At 74.3% G+C, this 18,482-nt stretch carries 16 protein-coding genes; 11 read left to right on the forward strand and 5 right to left on the reverse strand.

What is annotated here, in order from left to right; genetic code table 11:
- Nucleotides 1-11: 11 nt before the first annotated feature.
- The 8 genes from ACFWP2_RS12525 to ACFWP2_RS12560 all read left to right on the forward strand — a co-directional run bounded on the left by ACFWP2_RS12525 (nucleotide 12) and on the right by ACFWP2_RS12560 (nucleotide 9,233).
- On the forward strand, nucleotides 12-866 hold the full coding sequence (locus tag ACFWP2_RS12525) for a VOC family protein (RefSeq protein WP_380450350.1): 855 nt from the start codon (nucleotides 12-14) through the stop codon (nucleotides 864-866).
- Nucleotides 863-1,720, forward strand: a complete 858-nt coding sequence (locus ACFWP2_RS12530; protein ID WP_380450351.1) for a TIGR03619 family F420-dependent LLM class oxidoreductase — start codon at nucleotides 863-865, stop codon at nucleotides 1,718-1,720. Before ACFWP2_RS12525 ends, ACFWP2_RS12530 begins: the two co-directional genes overlap by 4 nt.
- Nucleotides 1,717-2,412, forward strand: coding sequence for an HAD-IA family hydrolase (locus tag ACFWP2_RS12535; RefSeq protein WP_380450352.1), 696 nt, complete (start codon nucleotides 1,717-1,719; stop codon nucleotides 2,410-2,412). The genes ACFWP2_RS12530 and ACFWP2_RS12535 overlap by 4 nt, the downstream gene beginning before the upstream one ends.
- Nucleotides 2,409-3,416 (forward strand): ROK family protein, encoded by a 1,008-nt coding sequence (locus ACFWP2_RS12540; protein ID WP_380450353.1) that lies wholly within the window; start codon nucleotides 2,409-2,411, stop codon nucleotides 3,414-3,416. Before ACFWP2_RS12535 ends, ACFWP2_RS12540 begins: the two co-directional genes overlap by 4 nt.
- A 96-nt stretch (nucleotides 3,417-3,512) precedes the next feature.
- Nucleotides 3,513-4,637 carry an alcohol dehydrogenase catalytic domain-containing protein gene (locus ACFWP2_RS12545; RefSeq protein WP_380450354.1) on the forward strand — a complete coding sequence of 375 codons (1,125 nt, stop codon included), beginning with the start codon at nucleotides 3,513-3,515 and terminating at the stop codon, nucleotides 4,635-4,637.
- 168 nt (nucleotides 4,638-4,805) lie between these two features.
- The gene (locus ACFWP2_RS12550; protein ID WP_380450355.1) at nucleotides 4,806-6,041 is read left to right on the forward strand and encodes a C40 family peptidase; all 1,236 of its coding nucleotides are present in this window, start codon (nucleotides 4,806-4,808) and stop codon (nucleotides 6,039-6,041) included.
- Between the two features lie 171 nt (nucleotides 6,042-6,212).
- Complete coding sequence (locus ACFWP2_RS12555; protein ID WP_380450356.1) at nucleotides 6,213-6,626, forward strand: VOC family protein; 414 nt, start codon at nucleotides 6,213-6,215, stop codon at nucleotides 6,624-6,626.
- 216 nt (nucleotides 6,627-6,842) lie between these two features.
- Entirely contained in the window at nucleotides 6,843-9,233 is a 2,391-nt protein-coding gene (locus ACFWP2_RS12560; RefSeq protein WP_380450357.1) for an ATP-binding cassette domain-containing protein, read from the forward strand.
- A gap of 66 nt (nucleotides 9,234-9,299) precedes the next feature.
- Here ACFWP2_RS12560 and ACFWP2_RS12565 read toward each other — a convergent pair whose 3' ends face one another.
- The 5 genes from ACFWP2_RS12565 to ACFWP2_RS12585 all read right to left on the reverse strand — a co-directional run bounded on the left by ACFWP2_RS12565 (nucleotide 9,300) and on the right by ACFWP2_RS12585 (nucleotide 14,742).
- Nucleotides 9,300-9,815: a GNAT family N-acetyltransferase gene (locus ACFWP2_RS12565; RefSeq protein ID WP_380450358.1), complete on the reverse strand. Its 516-nt coding sequence runs from the start codon at nucleotides 9,813-9,815 to the stop codon at nucleotides 9,300-9,302.
- A gap of 81 nt (nucleotides 9,816-9,896) precedes the next feature.
- The gene (locus tag ACFWP2_RS12570) at nucleotides 9,897-11,765 is read right to left on the reverse strand and encodes an endonuclease/exonuclease/phosphatase family protein (RefSeq protein ID WP_380450359.1); all 1,869 of its coding nucleotides are present in this window, start codon (nucleotides 11,763-11,765) and stop codon (nucleotides 9,897-9,899) included.
- A gap of 224 nt (nucleotides 11,766-11,989) precedes the next feature.
- The gene (locus tag ACFWP2_RS12575) at nucleotides 11,990-12,946 is read right to left on the reverse strand and encodes a Gfo/Idh/MocA family protein (protein WP_380450360.1); all 957 of its coding nucleotides are present in this window, start codon (nucleotides 12,944-12,946) and stop codon (nucleotides 11,990-11,992) included.
- Between the two features lie 85 nt (nucleotides 12,947-13,031).
- Nucleotides 13,032-13,751: a hypothetical protein gene (locus tag ACFWP2_RS12580; RefSeq protein WP_380450361.1), complete on the reverse strand. Its 720-nt coding sequence runs from the start codon at nucleotides 13,749-13,751 to the stop codon at nucleotides 13,032-13,034.
- Between the two features lie 202 nt (nucleotides 13,752-13,953).
- Nucleotides 13,954-14,742, reverse strand: coding sequence for a sugar phosphate isomerase/epimerase family protein (locus ACFWP2_RS12585; protein WP_380450362.1), 789 nt, complete (start codon nucleotides 14,740-14,742; stop codon nucleotides 13,954-13,956).
- A 109-nt stretch (nucleotides 14,743-14,851) separates the two neighbouring features.
- Between ACFWP2_RS12585 and ACFWP2_RS12590 the strand changes: the two genes are divergently transcribed.
- The 3 genes from ACFWP2_RS12590 to ACFWP2_RS12600 all read left to right on the forward strand — a co-directional run bounded on the left by ACFWP2_RS12590 (nucleotide 14,852) and on the right by ACFWP2_RS12600 (nucleotide 18,477).
- The gene (locus ACFWP2_RS12590; RefSeq protein WP_380450363.1) at nucleotides 14,852-16,066 is read left to right on the forward strand and encodes an ROK family protein; all 1,215 of its coding nucleotides are present in this window, start codon (nucleotides 14,852-14,854) and stop codon (nucleotides 16,064-16,066) included.
- A gap of 101 nt (nucleotides 16,067-16,167) precedes the next feature.
- On the forward strand, nucleotides 16,168-17,172 hold the full coding sequence (locus ACFWP2_RS12595; protein ID WP_380450364.1) for a hydroxyacid dehydrogenase: 1,005 nt from the start codon (nucleotides 16,168-16,170) through the stop codon (nucleotides 17,170-17,172).
- A gap of 3 nt (nucleotides 17,173-17,175) precedes the next feature.
- A complete protein-coding gene (locus ACFWP2_RS12600; RefSeq protein WP_380450365.1) occupies nucleotides 17,176-18,477 on the forward strand; it encodes a sulfatase in 1,302 nt (433 codons plus the stop codon).
- Nucleotides 18,478-18,482 lie beyond the last annotated feature (5 nt).

The following is an 18,482-nucleotide window of genomic DNA, read 5'->3' on the forward strand; positions in this document are numbered from 1 at the left end:
GGAACCCCCGCATGACCACGACCCCGGACACCGCTCCGGACACCCGCTCACCGGCCCACCGGATCACCGTGGCGGTGCCCGACGTCGCACAGGCCACGGCCTTCCTCGCGGACCTGACCGGGCCCTCCACCGCGCGGCGGGACGGCGGGGCCGGCGCCGTGTCGTTCTCCGCCGGCACCGAGGTGCGGTTCGTCCCCACCGCGCCCCTCGCCGCCCCCGACGCGCCGCCCCGCCTGGTCGACATCGGCACCAACCACCTCTGCCTGCGCGTCGGCGACATCGAGGCCGCCGCCGCCCACCTGGAGAAGGTCCCCGGCGTCGACGTCCTCGGCGACATCATCACCATCCCCGAGGGCCCGATCCGCGGGAACCGCTGGATCTACTTCCGCTCCCCGTGGGGCACCCTCTTCGAACTCCAGCAGTGGCCCGAGACCCCCGGGTACGCCGACACCACCGCCGAGCGGCTCCACCACGGCCAGCGGCCGGCCGAGGACGCGGCCCTGCCCACCCTGCTCGGCCTGGACCACACCGGGTACAGCGTCCGGAGCCTGGACGCCACCGTCGACCACCTGGTCGCCCACCACCGGGCCCGGGTGGTGCTGCGCACCGAGATCGCCGCCGACCGGGACTTCATGCGCCGCCAGTTCGACCTCGACGTCGAGGGCACCTCGGCGATGGCCATGCTCGTCGTCGACGACGCCGTCAACCTCGAACTCTTCGAACACGGCATCCCCGGCCAGCGGGCGCCGCGCCCGCTCGACCGGATCGGCGGCAACCTGCTCGAACTCCACGCCGCGCCGCACCCCGCGACCACGGCCCACCACGCCCCCTTCGGGCTCACCCTCCCCCGGCCGGTGACCGGGTGAAATTCGGCATCAACCTGCCCAACTTCGGTCACCAGATGACCCCCGAGGGCATGCTCACCTGGACCCGCGAGGCCGAACGGCTGGGCTTCGACACCGTCCTGGTCTCCGACCACCTCGCCCTCACCGACGACGCCCACCGGCGCTCGCCCGCACCGTTCTACGAGAGCCTCGCCACCCTGTCCTGGCTGGCCGGGCAGACCGAGACCGTCCGGCTCGGCGCGGGCGTCCTGATCGCCCCGCACCGCCACCCGATCGCGCTCGCCCGGGCCACCGCCACCATCGACCGGCTCAGCGGCGGCCGCCTCGTCGTCGGGTTCGGCGTCGGCTGGGCCCCGCGCGCCTTCGAGGTCCTGGGCGTGGACTTCCACCGGCGCGGCGCCCTCACCGACCGGACCCTGGACGTCCTGGTCGAAGCCTGGACCTCCGACGTCATCACCCACCAGGGCCACCGGGTGCACACCGCACCCCGGCCCCTCCAGGACCCGCACCCCCCGCTGTGGATCGGCGGCAACGGACCGCGGGCCCTGGAGCGCGTCAACCGGATCGGCACCGCCTGGCACCCGCTCCACCCCAGCCGCCAGCTCTGCCTCCAGGCCACCAAGGCCCTCGCGGAGGGCAAGCAGTTCGCACCGAGGATCTTCTTCCTCCCCACCACCGCCCCCGTCGCCACGGAGTCCCGGCCCCTCGGCTACGGCACACCCGACCAGATCCGGGCCGACATCGCCCTGCTCCGCGACAGCGGCGCCGACCACGTGATCCTCGACACCGACCCCGGCGACCAGCGCCTGCGCCGGGGCTGGGAGCAGGACCTCGACCTGATCCGGCTCGCCGCAGACATCCTGGAGATCGGATGACCACCCCCCTCGCCGTGACGGCCCGCGCCCTGCTCTTCGACATGGACGGCACCCTGGTCGACTCCGCGGAATCCATCGACCGCGTCTGGCGGGAGTTCGCCGCCCGCCACGGCCTCGCCCCCGACACCGTGCTCGCCGCGCTGCCCGGCCGCACCGCGCAGGACATCGTCGCCGGCTGCCTGCCCGCCGCCGACGGCGACACCGTCGCCGCCGAGGTCGCCCGGATCCGGGAACGCGAGGAGGCCGCCACCGACGCCATCGCCGAGATCCCGGGCGCCCGCCGGCTGCTCACCTCCCTGCCCCCGGGCGCCTGGGCCGTCGTCACCTCGGCCTCCCGCACCATGACCGAGCGCCGCCTCGCCGCCGCCGGACTGCCCCTGCCCGGGGTCACCGTCTGCGCCGGCGACGTGCTGGCCGGCAAGCCCGACCCGGAGGGCTTCCGCACCGCCGCCCGCCTGCTCGGCGTGGACATCGCCGACTGCCTCCTCTTCGAGGACTCCGCCCCCGGCCTGCTCGCCGCCCGCCGCTCCGGCGGCACCGCCGTCGCCGTCGCCGCCCCGGCCGACGAGGCGGCCCCGTACCGCGTCGACGACCTGACCGCCGTCACCGCGCACCCGCGGGAGGGCGGGATCCGGGTGGAGATCCGGCCGTCGGGGGCGCACGGCGAACCGACCGAGGGGATACGACCGTGAGCCCGCGGGCGGCGACGGGCGGCCAGGACCACCGGGTGCGCACCGAAGTCGCCGTCGACCTCGGCGGGACCTGGCTGCGCATCCGGACCGGGTCCGGGCAGACCGTACGGCTCCCCGCGCCCAGCGTCCTCAACCGGCCCGGGGAGGATCCGGCCGCGCTCCTCGACCTGCTGGTCGAGACCCTGGCCGACGCGGTGCCGGCGGACGCCCGGGTGGCGATGTCCTGCGGCGCCGCGATGGACGAGGAGCGCGGCGTGCTGCACGGCTCGGGCCCGCTCTGGGGCGGCGGCCCCGAGCGGCCCGTACCGCTGCGCGCCCTGCTCACCGCCCGCCGCCCGGACGTCGGCTGGCACCTGTACAACGACGTCACCGCCGCGCTGGCGAGCTTCGTCGAGCGGTTCGCCGAGCCCCACCACCGCCGGGTCGTGTACATCACGGTCAGCAGCGGCATCGCCCTGCGCACCGCCGACCTCACCGAGCGCTCCGTCCCAGTCGACGCCCACGGCCTGCAGGGCGAGGTCGGCCACCTCCCGGCCGTCTCCACCGCGCCCGCGGCCGTCCGTTCGCTGACCTGCCCCTGCGGCGGGACGGGCCACGTGGCCGCGGTGGCCGCCGGCCCCGCGCTGCCGCACGTCGCGGCCGCCCTCGGCATGGAGCGCCCGGAGGCGGTCCGCGACGCCCTCCCCGGCCTGCTGCGCTCCGGGGACCCGGCCGCGCACCGCCTGCTGGCCACCGTCGTGGAACCCGTCGCCGAGATCGTGCGCACCGTGCGCTGCCTCGATCCCCGGACCGACCTCATCGGCATCGGCGGCGGCTACGCGGAAGGCCTCGGCGACCCGTACCGCGCCGAACTGGTCCGCCAGCTGAGCGAGGTGCGCAGCTACGCCGACCGCGACCCCGAGCGGGCCGGCCGCGGTCTGCGGCTCTGCCGCCCCGGCGAGGTCGACCCCATGGCGGGCGCCCTCGCCCTGTCCCGCGGCGCGCTGACCGTCACCAAGCACTGACCGTCGCCGAGAGCTGACCGTCCCCAAGGGCTGACCGTCGCCGAGCGCTGACGAGCAGCCCCTTCGACTTCGACCCACACCCTCCGGAAGGACCTCATGCCGGCCACGGCCACCCATCGCGCGATCGTCCGCCACGGCACCACCTGCCACATCGAGGAGGTCCCCACCCCGGACCCGGGCGAGGGCGAACTCCTGCTCGCGCCCGAGCACGTGAGCCTCTGCGGCACCGACATCCAGATCCTGCGCGGCGACCGCGACGACCCGTCGCCCGTGGTGGGGCACGAGGGCGCCGCCCGGGTCGTCGCCGTCGGGCCCGGCGCCGACGGCTTCGCCCCCGGTGACCGGGTGGTCGTCAACCCGACCCACCCCGGCGACCCCTCCTTCCTGCTCGGCCACAACGTGCCGGGCCTGTTCCAGCAGCGCGTCCTCATCGGCGCCTCGGCCGTCCGCGGCGGCCTGGTCTCCCACCTCCCCGAGGACCTCCCCGCCGCCCGGGCCACCCTCGTCGAGCCGTACGCCGTCGTCCGCTACGCGCTCTCCTGCCTGGCCACCTCGGCGCCCGACACCCTCGTCGTCCACGGTGACGGCCTGACCGGCAACCTCGCCGCCCTGCTCGCGCCCCGCTTCCTCTTCCCGACCGTCCGGGTCGTCGTGGTCCACCGCTCCGAGGCCGGCCTCCGGTGGACCCGGGAGCACGTCCCGCACGCGGTGGGCATCCTGGACACCGACCCGCTCGACCGGTACGCCACCGGCGCCGTCGCGCTCCTCGTCACCACCCACCGCGGCGGGACCGTCCGCGCCGTCGAGGCCGCCCTCGGCTCCCTCGGCGAACGCCTGGTCGCCGTCCACCCCCTAGGCGGCGTCCCGCCCCGTGCCGCCACCCCCCTACTGCCCGGCGTCGACCTCGACGGCGTCCGCCGCGCCAACACCGGCGGCTCCTGGCCGCCGGCCACCACCACCTTCACCCGCCCGGGCCTGAGCCTCACCCTGAGCGGCAACCGGGGCGTCACCAGCCCCCAGCTCGTCGCCGCCGCCGAGGCCCTGCGGACCGACGGCACCGCCGACCCGCTGCTCACCCACGTCCTGGAGCTGGAACCCGGGGTCCGCCACCTCAACCGGATCATCGGCGACCGTACCCGCACCGTCGACGGCGAGCTCGTCGTCCGCCTGGTCATCGACCTGGGCAACGGCCCGGCCCACCCGGGCGCCGGCCGGCCGTAACCGCGCCGTAAACCCGCAGGCACCCCGTCGACATCCCGCCGACGGGGTGCCGCGCAGTTGCCGGTCGCCGTGCCCGTGACCAGTAAACCGGCAACTGTGTGAACCCCAGGAGGTCTGGGGTTCACAACCATTGACCCGGAGTCAGAGGCTCCGGAAAAATCCGCGACCATGACTACGCGCGTAAACCTTCTGTCGCGGTGGCTGGTCGCCCCGCTGCGGTGGGCGGCTCTGCTGTCGGTGCTGGTGTCGGTCGGTGTGTTCTTCGCCGGCGCCGGAACGGCCCAGGCCGCACCCGCCTGCGCGGTGCTCTCCACCGGCGCGGCACCCCAGGCGACCTCCGCCGTCAACTCCGCCTGCGGGCTGATAGGCACCCCGTACTCGTGGGGAGGCGGCCACGGCTCGCAGCCCGGCCCGACCTACGGCCTCTGCGACTCCGCCAACGGCGCCCCCAACGACTGCAACGTCCGCGGCCTGGACTGCTCCGGCATGGTCCGCTACGCCTACTACCTGGCGGTCGGCTCGGACGTCATCAACGGCACCACGCGGACCCAGTGGCCGACCTCCCGGGCCGTCGCCCGCTACTACCGGTCGGACGGAACCGCGCCACTGCTCCCGGGCGACCTGGTGTACTTCGGCAACACCGCCTCCACCATCCACCACGTCGCGATGTACCTCGGGCAGGGCTGGATCGTCGAGGCCCCCTACTCCGGCGGCTACGTCCGGGTCGCGGCGCTCTCCTCGCACGGCGACTACTACGGCGCCATCCGGCTGTACGGCCCGGGCAGCACGACGCCGCCGACCACGCCCCCGACCACCCCGCCCCCGTCGAACAACGGCCAGTACTGGGTGGACACCCTCGCCAACGCTCCGGTGTACGGCTCCCCGACCTCCACCACCAGCACCGGGACGCTGTACCAGGGCACCAACTACGTCTACTGCAAGGCCTGGGGCCGTGAGGTCTCCAACGCCAGCGGCTACAACCACTGGTGGCTGAAGACCGACCCGGACGTGGGCCCGGGCGGCCAGTGGGTGTCGGCCTTCTACCTGTCGCGGTGGGGCAGCGACGTGGCCAAGGACAACAACGGCACGACCATCCCCGACTGCCCGGGCGGCGGCACCCCGCCCGCCACCGGCAAGTACTGGGTGGACACCTTCGCCAACGCGAGCGTCTACGCCTCGCCGACCTCCACCAACGCCACCGGGACGCTGTACCAGGGGACGAACTACGTCTACTGCAAGGCCTGGGGCCGCGAGGTCTCCAGCGGCGGCAGCTACAACCACTGGTGGCTGAAGACCGACTCGGACGGCGGCCCCGCCGGCCAGTGGGTGTCGGCCTTCTACCTGTCGCGGTGGGGCAGCGACACGGCCAAGGACAACAACGGCACGACCATCCCCAACTGCTAGGACCCGTTCGGGACCCGTCCCGCTCGTGCCGGTCGCGGCCCCACGCCGGTGGCCCCCACCGGCACGACCGTCTTCCCGGGGCCGGCCGCGCCCCCTCCCTCGGGGCCGGCCGCCCGGACCGATCAGGATTCGAGAAGCGCCCGGCCGCGGTGCGCGCCTAGCGTTGCGGTCATGAGCGACATCACCATTCACTGGACCTTCCTCCCCCACACCGACCCCGAGGCCTCCCTCACCTTCTACCGCGACCTGCTCGGCTTCGAGGTGCGCAGCGACGTCGGGGGCGGCCCGATGCGCTGGATCACCGTCGGCCCCGCCGGCCAGCCCGACGTCTCCCTGGTGCTGGAGCCGGCGTCCGCCGACCCGGGCCGCACCGAGGAGGAGCAGCGGACCGTCACCGAGATGATGGCCAAGGGCACCTACGCCCGGCTCGTCCTGGGCACCCGCGACCTGGACGGCGTCTACGACCGGCTGAAGTCCGGCGGCGCCGAGCTGGTCCAGGAGCCGACCCGGCAGCCGTACGGCGTCCGCGACTGCGCGTTCCGCGACCCGGCGGGCAACATGGTCCGTTTCAACGAACTGGGCTGAGCCGGACCGGGCTCGCCCGGCCGCCGCCGGCCGTACCCGCGACCGTTCGACCCCGGCCGGACCGACAGCCGGATCAACGGTCGGACCGACGGCCGAACCGATGCTTCGATCGATGGTTGGATCGAAGGGTTCGAGCACACCGACGGCGGCCGCGGGGCGGGCCCGCCCACCGGGCCACTGACGAAGACCGCCGAGACCCAGGGAGCGAAGAGAACGATGCCCAAGCGGACGGACGCGCAGCCGCACGTCGCCGACAGCCACGACCTGATCCGCGTGCACGGCGCACGCGAGAACAACCTCAAGGACGTCAGCGTCGACCTCCCCAAGCGCCGGCTGACGGTGTTCACCGGGGTGTCCGGCTCCGGCAAGAGCTCGCTGGTCTTCGACACCGTCGCCGCCGAGTCCCAGCGGCTGATCAACGAGACCTACAGCGCCTTCGTCCAGGGCTTCATGCCCACCCTGGCCCGCCCCGACGTGGACGTCCTCGAAGGCCTGACCACCGCGATCATCGTCGACCAGCAGCGGATGGGCGCCGACCCGCGCTCCACCGTCGGCACCGCCACCGACGCCAACGCGATGCTGCGCATCCTCTTCAGCCGCCTCGGCACCCCGCACATCGGCTCCCCCAAGGCCTTCTCCTTCAACGTCCCCTCGGTCAGCGGCGCGGGCGCGGTCTCGTACGAGCGCGGCGGGAAGACCGTGAAGGAGCGGCGCAGCTTCAGCGTCACCGGCGGCATGTGCCCGCGCTGCGAGGGCCGCGGCACCGTCTCGGACATCGACCTCACCCAGCTGTACGACGACGGCAAGTCGATCTCCGAGGGCGCGTTCACCATCCCCGGCTGGAAGACGGACAGCTGGTGGACGGTCGGCGTCTACGCCAACTCGGGCTTCCTCGACCCGGACAAGCCGATCCGCGAGTACACCGAGCAGGAGATGCGGGACCTCCTCCACCGGGAGCCGACCAAGGTCAAGGTCAACGGCGTCAACCTCACCTACGAGGGCCTGATCCCCAAGCTCCAGAAGTCCATGCTGTCCAGGGACAAGGACGCGCTGCAGCCGCACATCCGGGCCTTCGTGGAGCGGGCCGTCACCTTCACCGCCTGCCCCGACTGCGAGGGCACCCGGCTCAGCGCGGCCGCCCGCTCCTCCAGGATCGCCGGGACCAGCATCGCCGACGCCTGCGCGATGCAGATCAGCGACCTCGCCGCCTGGGTCCGCGACCTCGACGAGCCCTCGGTGGCGCCGCTGCTCGACACGCTCCGGCAGACCCTCGACTCCTTCGTGGAGATCGGCCTCGGCTACCTCTCGCTGGACCGCCCCTCCGGCACCCTCTCCGGCGGCGAGGCCCAGCGGGTCAAGATGATCCGCCACCTCGGCTCCTCGCTCACCGACACCACCTACGTCTTCGACGAGCCCACCACCGGCCTGCACCCGCACGACATCGACCGGATGAACCGGCTGCTGCTGCGCCTGCGGGACAAGGGCAACACGGTGCTGGTGGTGGAGCACAAGCCGCAGACCATCGCGATCGCCGACCACGTGGTCGACCTCGGCCCCGGGGCGGGCGCGGCCGGCGGCACGGTCTGCTACGAGGGCGACGTGGCGGGGCTGCGCACCAGCGGCACGGTGACCGGCCGCCACCTGGCCGACCGCACGCCGCCGCGGGACACCGTCCGCAAGCCCACCGGCACGCTCGCGATCCGCGGCGCGAACACCCACAACCTGCGGGACGTGGACGTGGACGTCCCGCTCGGGGTGCTCACGGTGGTGACCGGGGTGGCGGGCTCCGGCAAGAGCTCGCTGATCCACGGCTCGCTGTGCCGAGGGTCGGGGGCCGCGCACGAGGGCGTGGTCTCCGTCGACCAGGGGGCGATCAAGGGCTCCCGGCGCAGCAACCCGGCCACCTACACCGGGCTGCTCGAACCGGTCCGCAAGGCCTTCGCCAAGGCCAACGGCGTGAAGCCGGCCCTGTTCAGCGCCAACTCCGCGGGCGCCTGCCCGACCTGCAACGGCGCCGGGGTGGTCTACACCGACCTGGCGATGATGGCCGGGGTGGCCACCACCTGCGAGGACTGCGAGGGGAAGCGGTACCAGCCGGCGGTGCTGGAGTACCACCTGGGCGGGCGGGACATCGCCGAGGTGCTGGCGCTGTCGGTGACGGAGGCGGAGGAGTTCTTCGGCTCGGGCGAGGCGAAGCTCCCGGCCGCGCACCGCGTCCTGGAGCGGCTCGCCGACGTCGGGCTCGGCTACCTCAGCCTGGGCCAGCCGCTCACCACGCTCTCCGGCGGCGAGCGGCAGCGGCTCAAGCTGGCCACCCACATGGCGGACAAGGGCGGCGTCTACGTGCTGGACGAGCCGACCACCGGCCTGCACCTGGCCGACGTCGAGCAGCTGCTCGGCCTGCTGGACCGGCTGGTCGAGTCCGGCAAGTCGGTGGTCGTGATCGAGCACCACCCGGCGGTGATGGCGCACGCCGACTGGATCATCGACCTCGGCCCGGGGGCCGGCCACGACGGCGGGCGGGTGGTCTTCGAGGGCACCCCGGCCGATCTGGTCGCCGCCCGGTCCACGCTGACGGGCGAGGCGCTGGCCCGGTACCTGGGCTGAGCCGTCCCCGGTGAGCCGTGAGCCGTCCCCCGGGCGGGCTGAGCCGGGGCCCTTCCGCCGGGCGGGTCAGTCCAGCGGGAGGGCCATCTCCAGGATCCGGGCCGAGGGGTCCAGCACGTACGGCGTCGCCTCCCCGGTGTAGGCGAACCCGCGCCGCAGGTAGAAGGCGGCGGCGCGGGGGTTCGCCTCGTGCACCCCGAGCAGCATCCGCCCGGCGCCCCGCACCCGTGCCCAGGCGAGCACCGCGTCCAGCAGGGCGTCGGCGACGCCGCGGGCGCGGCCGCGGTGCGCCGGGTCCACCCAGACGCCGATCAGGTCGAGCGCGGCGGGGTTGGCCCGGGTCGGGACGGACAGCATGGTGCCGACCCACTCGCCCGTGGCGTCGACCGCGACCAGGCCGATCCTGTCGGGCTCGTTGACCCAGTCGCACCGGGCCTGCCACCGGTCCTCGCCCAGTCGGCTCGCGTCCTCGTGGGTTTCGCCGAACGCCATTGGTGTGTCGAGGAGTTGGGCCAACCGCACCTTTCGCAGGCGCTGCCAGTCGGTGCGCCCGATCCGTTCGATCCGGTAGTCCGCGGACATCGGCTCCACTCCCCCGTCACACGACGCTGCCTCCCTCGCCGGTGATCACCGGCGAGGGAGGCAGCGTAACCGGTGCCCGGACTACGGCTTGATGCGGACCACCTGCGGGTCGTGGTCGCTGGCCTGCTGGGCGAACTCGGCGTTGATGTGCACCACGTCGTACTTGGCGTAGCCGACCTCGGGACTGACCAGGATGTGGTCCAGCACCTGCGAGTTGCCCTGGTAGACGTACGAGTACTGCTCGGTCTCCGGCAGCTCGTTCACCAGGTCGCGCAGCACGCCGTCCTTGGTGAGCGCGGCGAGCGCGGGCGAGAACTGGTAGTCGTTGAAGTCGCCGAGGGAGACGACCTTGGCCTCCTTGTCGGCGGCCAGCAGCTGGGCGACGAAGGCCTGCTCCACGGTGGCCTGCTTGGTCCGCTGCACCTCGGAGCTGCGGACCGGCTGCTGGAAGCGGCTGTCGATGCCCTGGTCGCCACCCTTGCTGTTGAAGTGGTTGGCGATGACGAAGACCTTCTTGCCGCGGAACGAGAACTGGCCGACCAGCGGCTTGCGGCTGTTGGTCCAGGCCTCGTCGTTCGGCGCGATCCGGCCGGGCGAGGCGGTCAGCGCGGTGGCCGCGCCGGTGCCGGTGACGCCGACGGCGGTGGTGGCGGCGCCGCCGGGGATGTCGGTGAAGGACACCCGCTGCGGGTTGAACAGGAAGACCTGGCGGATGTTGCCGCCGGGCTCGCCGCCGTCCTTGCCGTCCTGCGGGTCGACCGAGCGCCAGTCGTAGGCCGGGCCGCCGGCGGCCTTGATCGCGGCGATGAACTTGGCGACGGTCTGGCTCGCGTCCACCGTGCCGTCGTTCTTGGCGCCGTTGTTGTCCTGGATCTCCTCCAGGGCGATGATGTCGGGCGAGCGCAGGTTGGTGACGACGCCCTGGGCCAGCTCGGCGAACTTGGCGTCCGGGTTGCCCGGGGCCAGGTTCTCCACGTTGTAGGTGGCGAGGGTGAGTTCGCGGTCGGTCGCCTGGGCGGTGACCTCGCGCTGGAGGTGGTTGTCCTTCAGGGTGCCCATGGTGCCGGCGACCAGGGTGTAGCCGCCGAAGTTGTTGTAGTCCAGCGGGCCGCTGGTGGTGCCGGTCAGCTCGTCGCCGACGTTGGCCACCGGGAACGGCTGCTGGGAGACCGCGGCCTGCTGCTGGATCATCAGGCGGCCGACGTTGGGCTCGCGGTAGGACTCGTACAGCACGCCGCCGCGCTTGCTGCGCTGGTCCTGGCGGTCGGCGGCGACCCACAGCTCGTTGTACTTGTCCGTCGCCTGGATCACCCGGACGTCCTGGACCTGGACGAGCATGCCCTCCAGGGACTCGTAGAAGTCCAGGGTGTACTTCTCCGGGTTGAGCTGCACGCCGTCGACGGAGCCGTCGGCGCCGGCCGGCGGGGCGTAGGTGCCGGGGATGTTGCGGGTGTCCACGACCACCGGGGCGGGCAGCGGGTTGCCGGCCGACAGGACGGTGACGCCCGGGGCGGAGATCTCGGTGACGGACTGCGAGCCGCCGTTGAAGTTCGGGTAGTACTCGGTGACCTTGCCGCTCACCAGCACCGAGTCGCCGACCTTGACGGTCGGGTTGCCGCCGGTGAAGACGAAGACGCCCTCGCTGGTGGCCGGGTCGGCGTCCGGGTTCGGGTCCTGGATCCAGAAGCCCTTGGAACTGCCGTACGCGCGCACGCCGGTGACGATGCCGGGCACACCGGTGACGGGCTTGCCCGCCTGCGGGGATATCCGGGTGCCGCCCTGGACGTCGTGGATCCGCAGCGGCCCGGCCTCGGTCGGGGCCGGGGTCGCGGGCGCGGCGGCGCCGGCCACCGGCAGCGGCACGAGCACCAGCGAGGCGGCCAGCGAGGCCGGGATCAGGGCGGCGCGCAGCAGGGCTCTGCGGGGGCGGGGTGCGGGGGCGGTGGTCACCGGGGCTGGACTCCTAGCTCCGCCGTGTGGCACTGGCGTGGCACGGCGGTCCGGGCGGAGGCGCGCTTCGAGCGCGGCTACTCGCGTAGAGAAGAAGCGGAGGACGGGCTCCCGCCCCCCGCGGCGCCCCTCAAGATACGCGCGTAGAAAATGCCCCGACAAGACCCTGACGGTGAACTGTCGGTTCCTCGGAGATGACGTGAGTCACGGTCAGCCCCGACCGCTCACAGTCCGCTCCCAGCCGACTCCCAGGAAGCCCCGATCCGCTCCACGACCAGCTCGCACAGCTCGTGGGTGCGCAGCGCGTCGTGGGCGTCCAGGGTGTGCCCGGCCCGGACGGCCGCCAGGAAGGCGAGCACGCACTGCTCGATGCCGCGCTGACGGGCCACCGGCACCCAGTCGCCGCGGCGGCGGACGGTCGGCTGGCCGCGGTGGTCGATCACCTCGGCCAGGTTGCGCACCTCGCGCTTGGAGTCGCCGCCGGAGACCTCCAGCAGCTCCTCGGTGGAGCCGGAGACCCGGTTCATGATGCCGAGGGCGGTGAACCCCTCGCCGGCCAGGGTGAGCACCACGTGCTCGACCAGGCCGTCCCGGGTGCGGGCCCGCACGTCCACGTGCTCGATCTCGCCGGGGGCCAGGAAGCGCAGGGTGTCCACCACGTGGATGAAGTCGTCGAACACCAGCGGACGCGCCGCCTCGGCCAGGCCCTCGCGGTTCTTCTGCAGCACGATCAGGTCCCGCGGGCGCTCCTTGGCCTGGACGTAGCCGGGCGCGTGGCGGCGGTTGAAGCCGACCATCAGCGAGCGGCCGGTGCGGTCGGCGAGGTCGACCAGCCGGCGGGCGCCGTCCAGGGTCTGGTCGAGCGGCTTGTCGACGTAGACGTCCACCCCGGCGGTGAGCAGCTGCTCGACGATCGGGACGTGCTGGTCGGTGGCGGCGTGCACGAAGGCGGCGCGGATGCCGCCGGCGATCAGGGCGCCGAGGTCGGTGAAGCGGTGCTCGGGGGCGATCCGGTGGGCCTCGCCGAGCCGCTCCAGCTTGGCCGCGTCGCGGGTCATCAGCCGCAGGTCGAGCCCGGGCAGCGCGGTGAGCACCGGCAGGTAGGCCTTCTGCGCGATGTCGCCGAGCCCGATCACCCCGACCGGAAGCAGGTGGCCGTCAGGGACAGGGGTCGAGTTCATCGGATTTCTCCACACGTGCGCCGACACATCGGCCCCACCCTATGCACCGGCTCCCGTACGCCACCAACCCGCCGTCGGCACGCGCTCACTCGTGGGCGCTGATCTCGCCGCCGGCGCTGAGCACGATGGAGATGCCGTTGGCGTCGACGCCGGCGTCCTGCTGGTTCGCCTCCAGCGTGCCGTACACGGCGTTCTCGTTGCCGAGGATCTCCGCGCGGTACCGGAGCTCGCCGGTCTTGGTGACCTTGGCCGTCCAGCCGCCCGCCAGCTTGAAGGTGCCCGGCCCCTGGTGGCTCCCGCCCATCCAGGAGTGGATCCGGCCGTCCAGCGAGAGCATGACGAACATGCCGTTGGCGTCGAGTCCGGCGTCGTGCTCCTTCGTCTCCAGGGTGGCGAGGACCTGGCCCTTGTTGAGGATCCTGGCGACGTAGTGCTGGTTGCCGAGGTCCCGGATCTCGGCCGTGCTGCCGTCCACCAGGGCTTCGGTGCGGACGCCCGAGGCCGCCTTGGGCGGCGTGGTCGGCTTCGTCGCGGCGGGCCCGGTGGGTGCGGCGGCCGGAGCGGTGGCGCCGCGCGTGCCGGGCGTGCCGGGCGTGCCGGTCGCGGCGGGCGTCGTGGCCGGCGTGGTGGCGGCCGGGGTGGCGGCCGGGGTGCTGACCGGCGCGGTGGCGGTCGGCGCGGCCGAGTCGTGCGTGTCCGAGGCGGAGGAGCAGGCCGTTGCGGCGGGCACCAGCAGGGCCACGGTCAGGACGGTTCCGGCCAGCGTACGGGCAGTGGTCGCGCGGCGGATCGTCGAGAGGGGCATGCGGGTTCTCCTGGGCTCGGTACGGGTGAGGAGCACCCGGTGCCGGGCGCAGTTCGAAACTAGTGCGAACAGTCGACGGAATGGAGCCTTCCGTGTCACCGAACGGCAACACGCCGATCGCGTCGCACCGGTAACGGACCATCAGGCCTGGGTGCGCGCCGGCGGCCCGCCGACCACCGGGACCCTCACCCTGGTGGGACGCTCAGCCCGACGGGCGGCGGAGTGCCGCGAGGAAGGCCGCACCCGACGGCAGCAGTGGGGGCAGCGGGGCGGCGGCCGGGTGCCAGGGCGCCTCGTACTCCCAGCAGACCCAGGCGTCCGCCGGCAGCAGGCGCAGGCAGTCGGTGATCGGCAGGACGCCGGCGCCCAGCGGCAGCGGGGTGCGGTCGTGCGGGCCGGCGATGTCCTTGACCTGCACGTGGCCGAGGTGCGGGGCGAGCGCGGCAGAGGTCTCGGCCGGGGTCTCGCCGGCCAGGTGGGTGTGCATCAGGTCCCACAGGGCGCCGACGGCCGGGTGGGCGACCCGGGCCAGCAGCGCGGCCACCGCCCGTCCGCCCCGGTGGGAGTCGTGGGTCTCGACGAGCACCCGCACGCCCAGCGCCCGGGCCTCCTCCGCGACCGCGGCGAGCCGCCGGACGGCGCGGTCGTCGGCCTCGGTCCGCGGGCCGTCGCCGCCGCGCGGGAAGACCCGGACGGAGGCCGCGCCCAGGTCGGCGGCGAGCCGCAGGTGGGTGCGGAGCGCGTCGGCGACCGGGGCGTCCGGCCCTGGGGCGGCGACGCCGATGTAGGAGGCGAGCGCGAGAGGGGTGAGCCCGTGCGCGCGGAGGGTTCGGGCGGCGGCACGGCGTTCCCCGGGGGTCATCGCCGGATGGACGGACTCGCCCTCGGCACAGCGCAGTTCGAGCCCGTCCCAGCCGTGGTCGGCGCCGAGCCGGGTGGCCTCGGCCAGCGGGAGCCCGGGGAGGCCGAGGGTGGAGTAGGCGAGCGGCATGGCGGCTCCGTGGCTTGTCGGACGGCCGGGGAGGGCCGGGCCAAGGATATATTCAAGCTGAGACAAAGTCCTGACCCGCCCGGGCCCGACCCGGTCCGAGGAGCCCGCGATGCCCCCGAGCCGTACCCCCGCCACCGCCACGACGCAGACCGTCGCCCAGGTGAACCAGACCGTCCTGCTGGAGGTGCTGCGGCGGCACGGCACGCTGTCCCGGCAGCGGCTGGCCGCCGAGAGCGGGCTCAGCACCGCGACCGTGCACCGCCTGGTCGAGGTGCTGCGCGCCGAGGGGCTGGTGGAGGTGGAGACGGAACGGGCGCCGTCCAGCGGCGGCCGGCCGCCGCAGCTGATCCGGTACAACGCCCGCGCGCAGACCGTGCTGGCGATCGCGATGCGCCCGCGCCGGATCGTCGGCGTGGTGGCCGCCCTGGACGGCACGGTGCTGCACGAGGCCGAGCACCACTGGGCGTTCCCCGGCCCGGACCGGCCGGGGGAGATCGCGGCCGCCGACCTGACCGACCCCCTGCTCACCCTGGTGGACGGCCTGCGGGACTGGGCCGGACGGCATGCCGGGGCACCCCGCGCGCTCGTCGTGGGCGTGCCCGGGGTGGTCCGGGACCGCACCGGGCTGGTGGAGTTCGCGCCCGCCCTGGACTGGCCCGGGCTGCGGCTGGGCGTGCTGCTCCAGGAGCGCTACGGCGTCCCGGTGGCGGTCGAGAGCAACGTCAACCTGGTCGCGCTGGCCGTGCGGCAGTCGCCGGCCGCGGCCGGCGTGAGCGACCTGGCGGCCGTCGTGGTGGGCATCGAGGTCGGCGCCGGGATCGTGCTGGACGGCCGGCTGCACCGCGGCCGGCTGGGGGCGGCCGGGGCGCTCGGCCATCTGATGTCCGGGCACGCGGCCCTGGACCGGCCGCTCGGGCGGACCGGCGACGCCCAGGCGAGGATCGGCGACCACGCGGTGGACCGGCGGATCACCGAGGCGGGCCTGACGGTGTCCGGCACCCCGGCGGAGCGGGTGTCGGGCCTGTTCCGGCTGGGCCGGGAGGGCGACCCGGCGGCGGTGCGGCTGATCGGCGAACTCACCGACGACCTGGCGCTGCTGGTGGCGAACCTGAGCGTGGTGCTCGCGCCGGAGCTGATCGCCCTCGGCGGGCGGCTGTTCTGGGAGAGCGGGGGCGAGCTCCCGGCCGCGATCGAGAGCCGGCTGCAGGGGCGGGTGCCGGTGCTGCCGCGCCTGGTGGTCGTGCACAGCACCACGACCGAGCTGGTCGGCGCGGCCTCGGCGGCGGTCCGGCTCGCGGACGGGGCGACCTTCATCACCCGGTGAGCGGCCGGGGCCCGCCGCCCCCTCCACTATTTCTCACTGTGATAGAAACTCCTTGTGCGCCGACGATCCGACGTGCGCGTCTGCGACCCGAGGAGAACCGGATGCCCACCGCCGTCTTCGCGATGGACCCGGAACGCTTCCCCGACGTGTACGGCCCACAAGCCCGCGCCCGGGTCGCCGCCCGGGCCGAGGTGCTGGCCGACCCGGCCTCACCCGACGGGGTGTGGAGCGCCGAACGGCTGGCCACGGCCGCACCGGAGGCGCTGCGCGCCGTCGAGGTGCTGTTCACCGGCTGGGGCGGCCCCGTCCTGGACGCCGCCACCCTGGCCCGGCTCCCCCGCCTGCGCCTGGTGCTCTACGCCGCCGGCTCGGTGCGCCGGATCGCCGGCGAGGAATTCTGGGCGGCGGCCGTCCCGATCGTCACCGCCGCGCACGCCAACGCCGTCCCGGTCGCGGAGTTCACCGTGGCCCAGATCGTCTACGCCCTCAAGGGCGGCTGGCGCCACGTCCTCGCCGCCCGGGCCGCCCGCGCCGGCGTCCCGGCCACCGGCACCCCCGGCGCCTACGGCTCCACGGTCGGCGTACTGTCCCTCGGCGCGGCCGGGTGGCTGGTCTGCGAGATGCTGCGCGGCTACGACGTCGAGGTCCTCGCACACGATCCGTACGCCCCGACGCCGCCGCCCGGCGTCCGGGCCGTCGGCCTGGACGAACTCTTCGCCACCGCCGACGTGGTGAGCGTGCACACCCCGCTGCTGCCCGAGACCCGCGGCCTCGTCGGCCGGCGGCTGCTGACCTCGATGAAGCCCGGCGCCACGCTGGTCAACACCTCGCGCGGAGCCGTCCTGGACGAGCCCGCGCTGCTGGCCGTCCTCGCCGAACGCCCGGACCTCTTCGCCGTGCTGGACGTCACCGACCCCGAACCGCCGCTGCCCGGCTCGCCGCTGTTCACCCTGCCCAACGTGGTCGTCACCCCGCACCTGGCGGGCAGCCGGGGGTTGGAGCGCCGCCGCCTCGGCGACCTCGTCGTCGGCGAGTTCGAGCGCTGGCTGCGCGGCGCGCCGCTGCGCCGGGCGCTGGACCCGCGCGCCTACGAACGGATGGCCTGACCCGTGCCCGGACTCCTGGACCCGCGCAACCCCGACGTGGTGCTGATCCTGACGGACCAGCAGACCGCCGACGCGATGAGCGCCGCCGGGAACCCGTACCTGCGCACCCCCGCGATGGACGCGCTGGCCGCCGCCGGCACCCGCTACCCCAACGCCTACTGCGCCCAGCCGCTCTGCACCCCCTCCCGGGCCAGTCTGATGACCGGCCGCCTGCCCAGTACGGTCGGCGTCACCGGCAACACCGGCGGCCCCGAGAACCCGCTGCTCGGACGGCTGTTCACCGAGGCCGGGTACGACTGCGGCTACGGCGGCAAGTGGCACCTGCCGGAGCTCGACCTGCCCGCGGACCGGGGCTTCCGCCGGATCCACCCGGCGGGCGGCGACGACGCCGGACTCGCCCGCGCCGCCGCCGAGTTCGTCCGCGCACCGCGCGAGCGGCCGTTCCTGCTGGTCGCCTCGTTCCTGGAACCGCACGGCATCTGCGAGTGGGCCCGCGGCCAGGACCCGCGCACCGGCCCGCTCCCGCCCGCACCACCCGTGCCGGAACTCCCGCCGCTGCCCGCCAACTTCCCGGTCGCGCCGTACGATCCGGCGCTGCCCCGGCTGGCCCGGCAGGCCCAGCCGCACACCCACCCGACCACCGGGTGGCGGGAGGACGACTGGCGCCGCTACCGGCACGCCTACTACGCCCTCGTGGAGCGGGTGGACCGTCACATCGGACTGCTGCTGGCCGCGCTGGAGGAGCGCGGCGGCGACCGGGAGACCGTGGTGGTGTTCAGCTCCGACCACGGCGACGGCGCGGGTGCCCACCGCTGGAACCAGAAGTGGGCCCTCTACGAGGAGTGCGTGCGGGTGCCCCTGGTGGTCTCCGCGCCCGGGGTGGCCGCCGGCGCGGTCGACGAACGGCTGGTCGCGGCCGGGCTGGACCTCATCCCGACGCTCTGCGACCTGGCCGGCATCGGGACTCCCCGGGAACTGCCGGGCCGCAGCGTCCGCGCGGAGCACCCGCACGGGAGCGTGGTGGTCGAGACCCGCTGGGAGATCCCCGGTTTCAACAACGCGCTGGGCCGGATGGTCCGCGCCGGGCGGCACAAGTACGTCTGCTATGCCTGGGGCGACCACCGGGAGCAGCTCTTCGACCTCGCCGCCGACCCCGGCGAGCTGGTCAACCTCGCGGTCGACGCCCGGCACGCGGCACTGCTCGACCGCTTCCGGGTCCTGCTGTCCCGGCACTGCGCGGAAGTCGCCGACCCGTTCGCGCGCTTCGCCCCGCGGGCCGCCGGGGAGGCCCGGGCGCCGCACTGACCGGG

The organism is Kitasatospora sp. NPDC058444 (assembly GCF_042721415.1).
Taxonomy (GTDB): domain Bacteria; phylum Actinomycetota; class Actinomycetes; order Streptomycetales; family Streptomycetaceae; genus Kitasatospora.

Excerpts from the sequence above, each read along its gene's own strand:
- ACFWP2_RS12525 (WP_380450350.1), top strand. The coding sequence starts at position 12 with ATGACCACGACCCCGGACACCGCTCCGGACACCCGCTCACCGGCCCAC.
- ACFWP2_RS12535 (WP_380450352.1), top strand. The coding sequence starts at position 1,717 with ATGACCACCCCCCTCGCCGTGACGGCCCGCGCCCTGCTCTTCGACATG.
- ACFWP2_RS12545 (WP_380450354.1), top strand. The coding sequence starts at position 3,513 with ATGCCGGCCACGGCCACCCATCGCGCGATCGTCCGCCACGGCACCACC.
- ACFWP2_RS12550 (WP_380450355.1), top strand. The coding sequence starts at position 4,806 with ATGACTACGCGCGTAAACCTTCTGTCGCGGTGGCTGGTCGCCCCGCTG.
- ACFWP2_RS12555 (WP_380450356.1), top strand. The coding sequence starts at position 6,213 with ATGAGCGACATCACCATTCACTGGACCTTCCTCCCCCACACCGACCCC.
- ACFWP2_RS12560 (WP_380450357.1), top strand. The coding sequence starts at position 6,843 with ATGCCCAAGCGGACGGACGCGCAGCCGCACGTCGCCGACAGCCACGAC.
- ACFWP2_RS12565 (WP_380450358.1), bottom strand. The coding sequence starts at position 9,815 with ATGTCCGCGGACTACCGGATCGAACGGATCGGGCGCACCGACTGGCAG.
- ACFWP2_RS12575 (WP_380450360.1), bottom strand. The coding sequence starts at position 12,946 with ATGAACTCGACCCCTGTCCCTGACGGCCACCTGCTTCCGGTCGGGGTG.
- ACFWP2_RS12580 (WP_380450361.1), bottom strand. The coding sequence starts at position 13,751 with ATGCCCCTCTCGACGATCCGCCGCGCGACCACTGCCCGTACGCTGGCC.
- ACFWP2_RS12585 (WP_380450362.1), bottom strand. The coding sequence starts at position 14,742 with ATGCCGCTCGCCTACTCCACCCTCGGCCTCCCCGGGCTCCCGCTGGCC.
- ACFWP2_RS12590 (WP_380450363.1), top strand. The coding sequence starts at position 14,852 with ATGCCCCCGAGCCGTACCCCCGCCACCGCCACGACGCAGACCGTCGCC.
- ACFWP2_RS12595 (WP_380450364.1), top strand. The coding sequence starts at position 16,168 with ATGCCCACCGCCGTCTTCGCGATGGACCCGGAACGCTTCCCCGACGTG.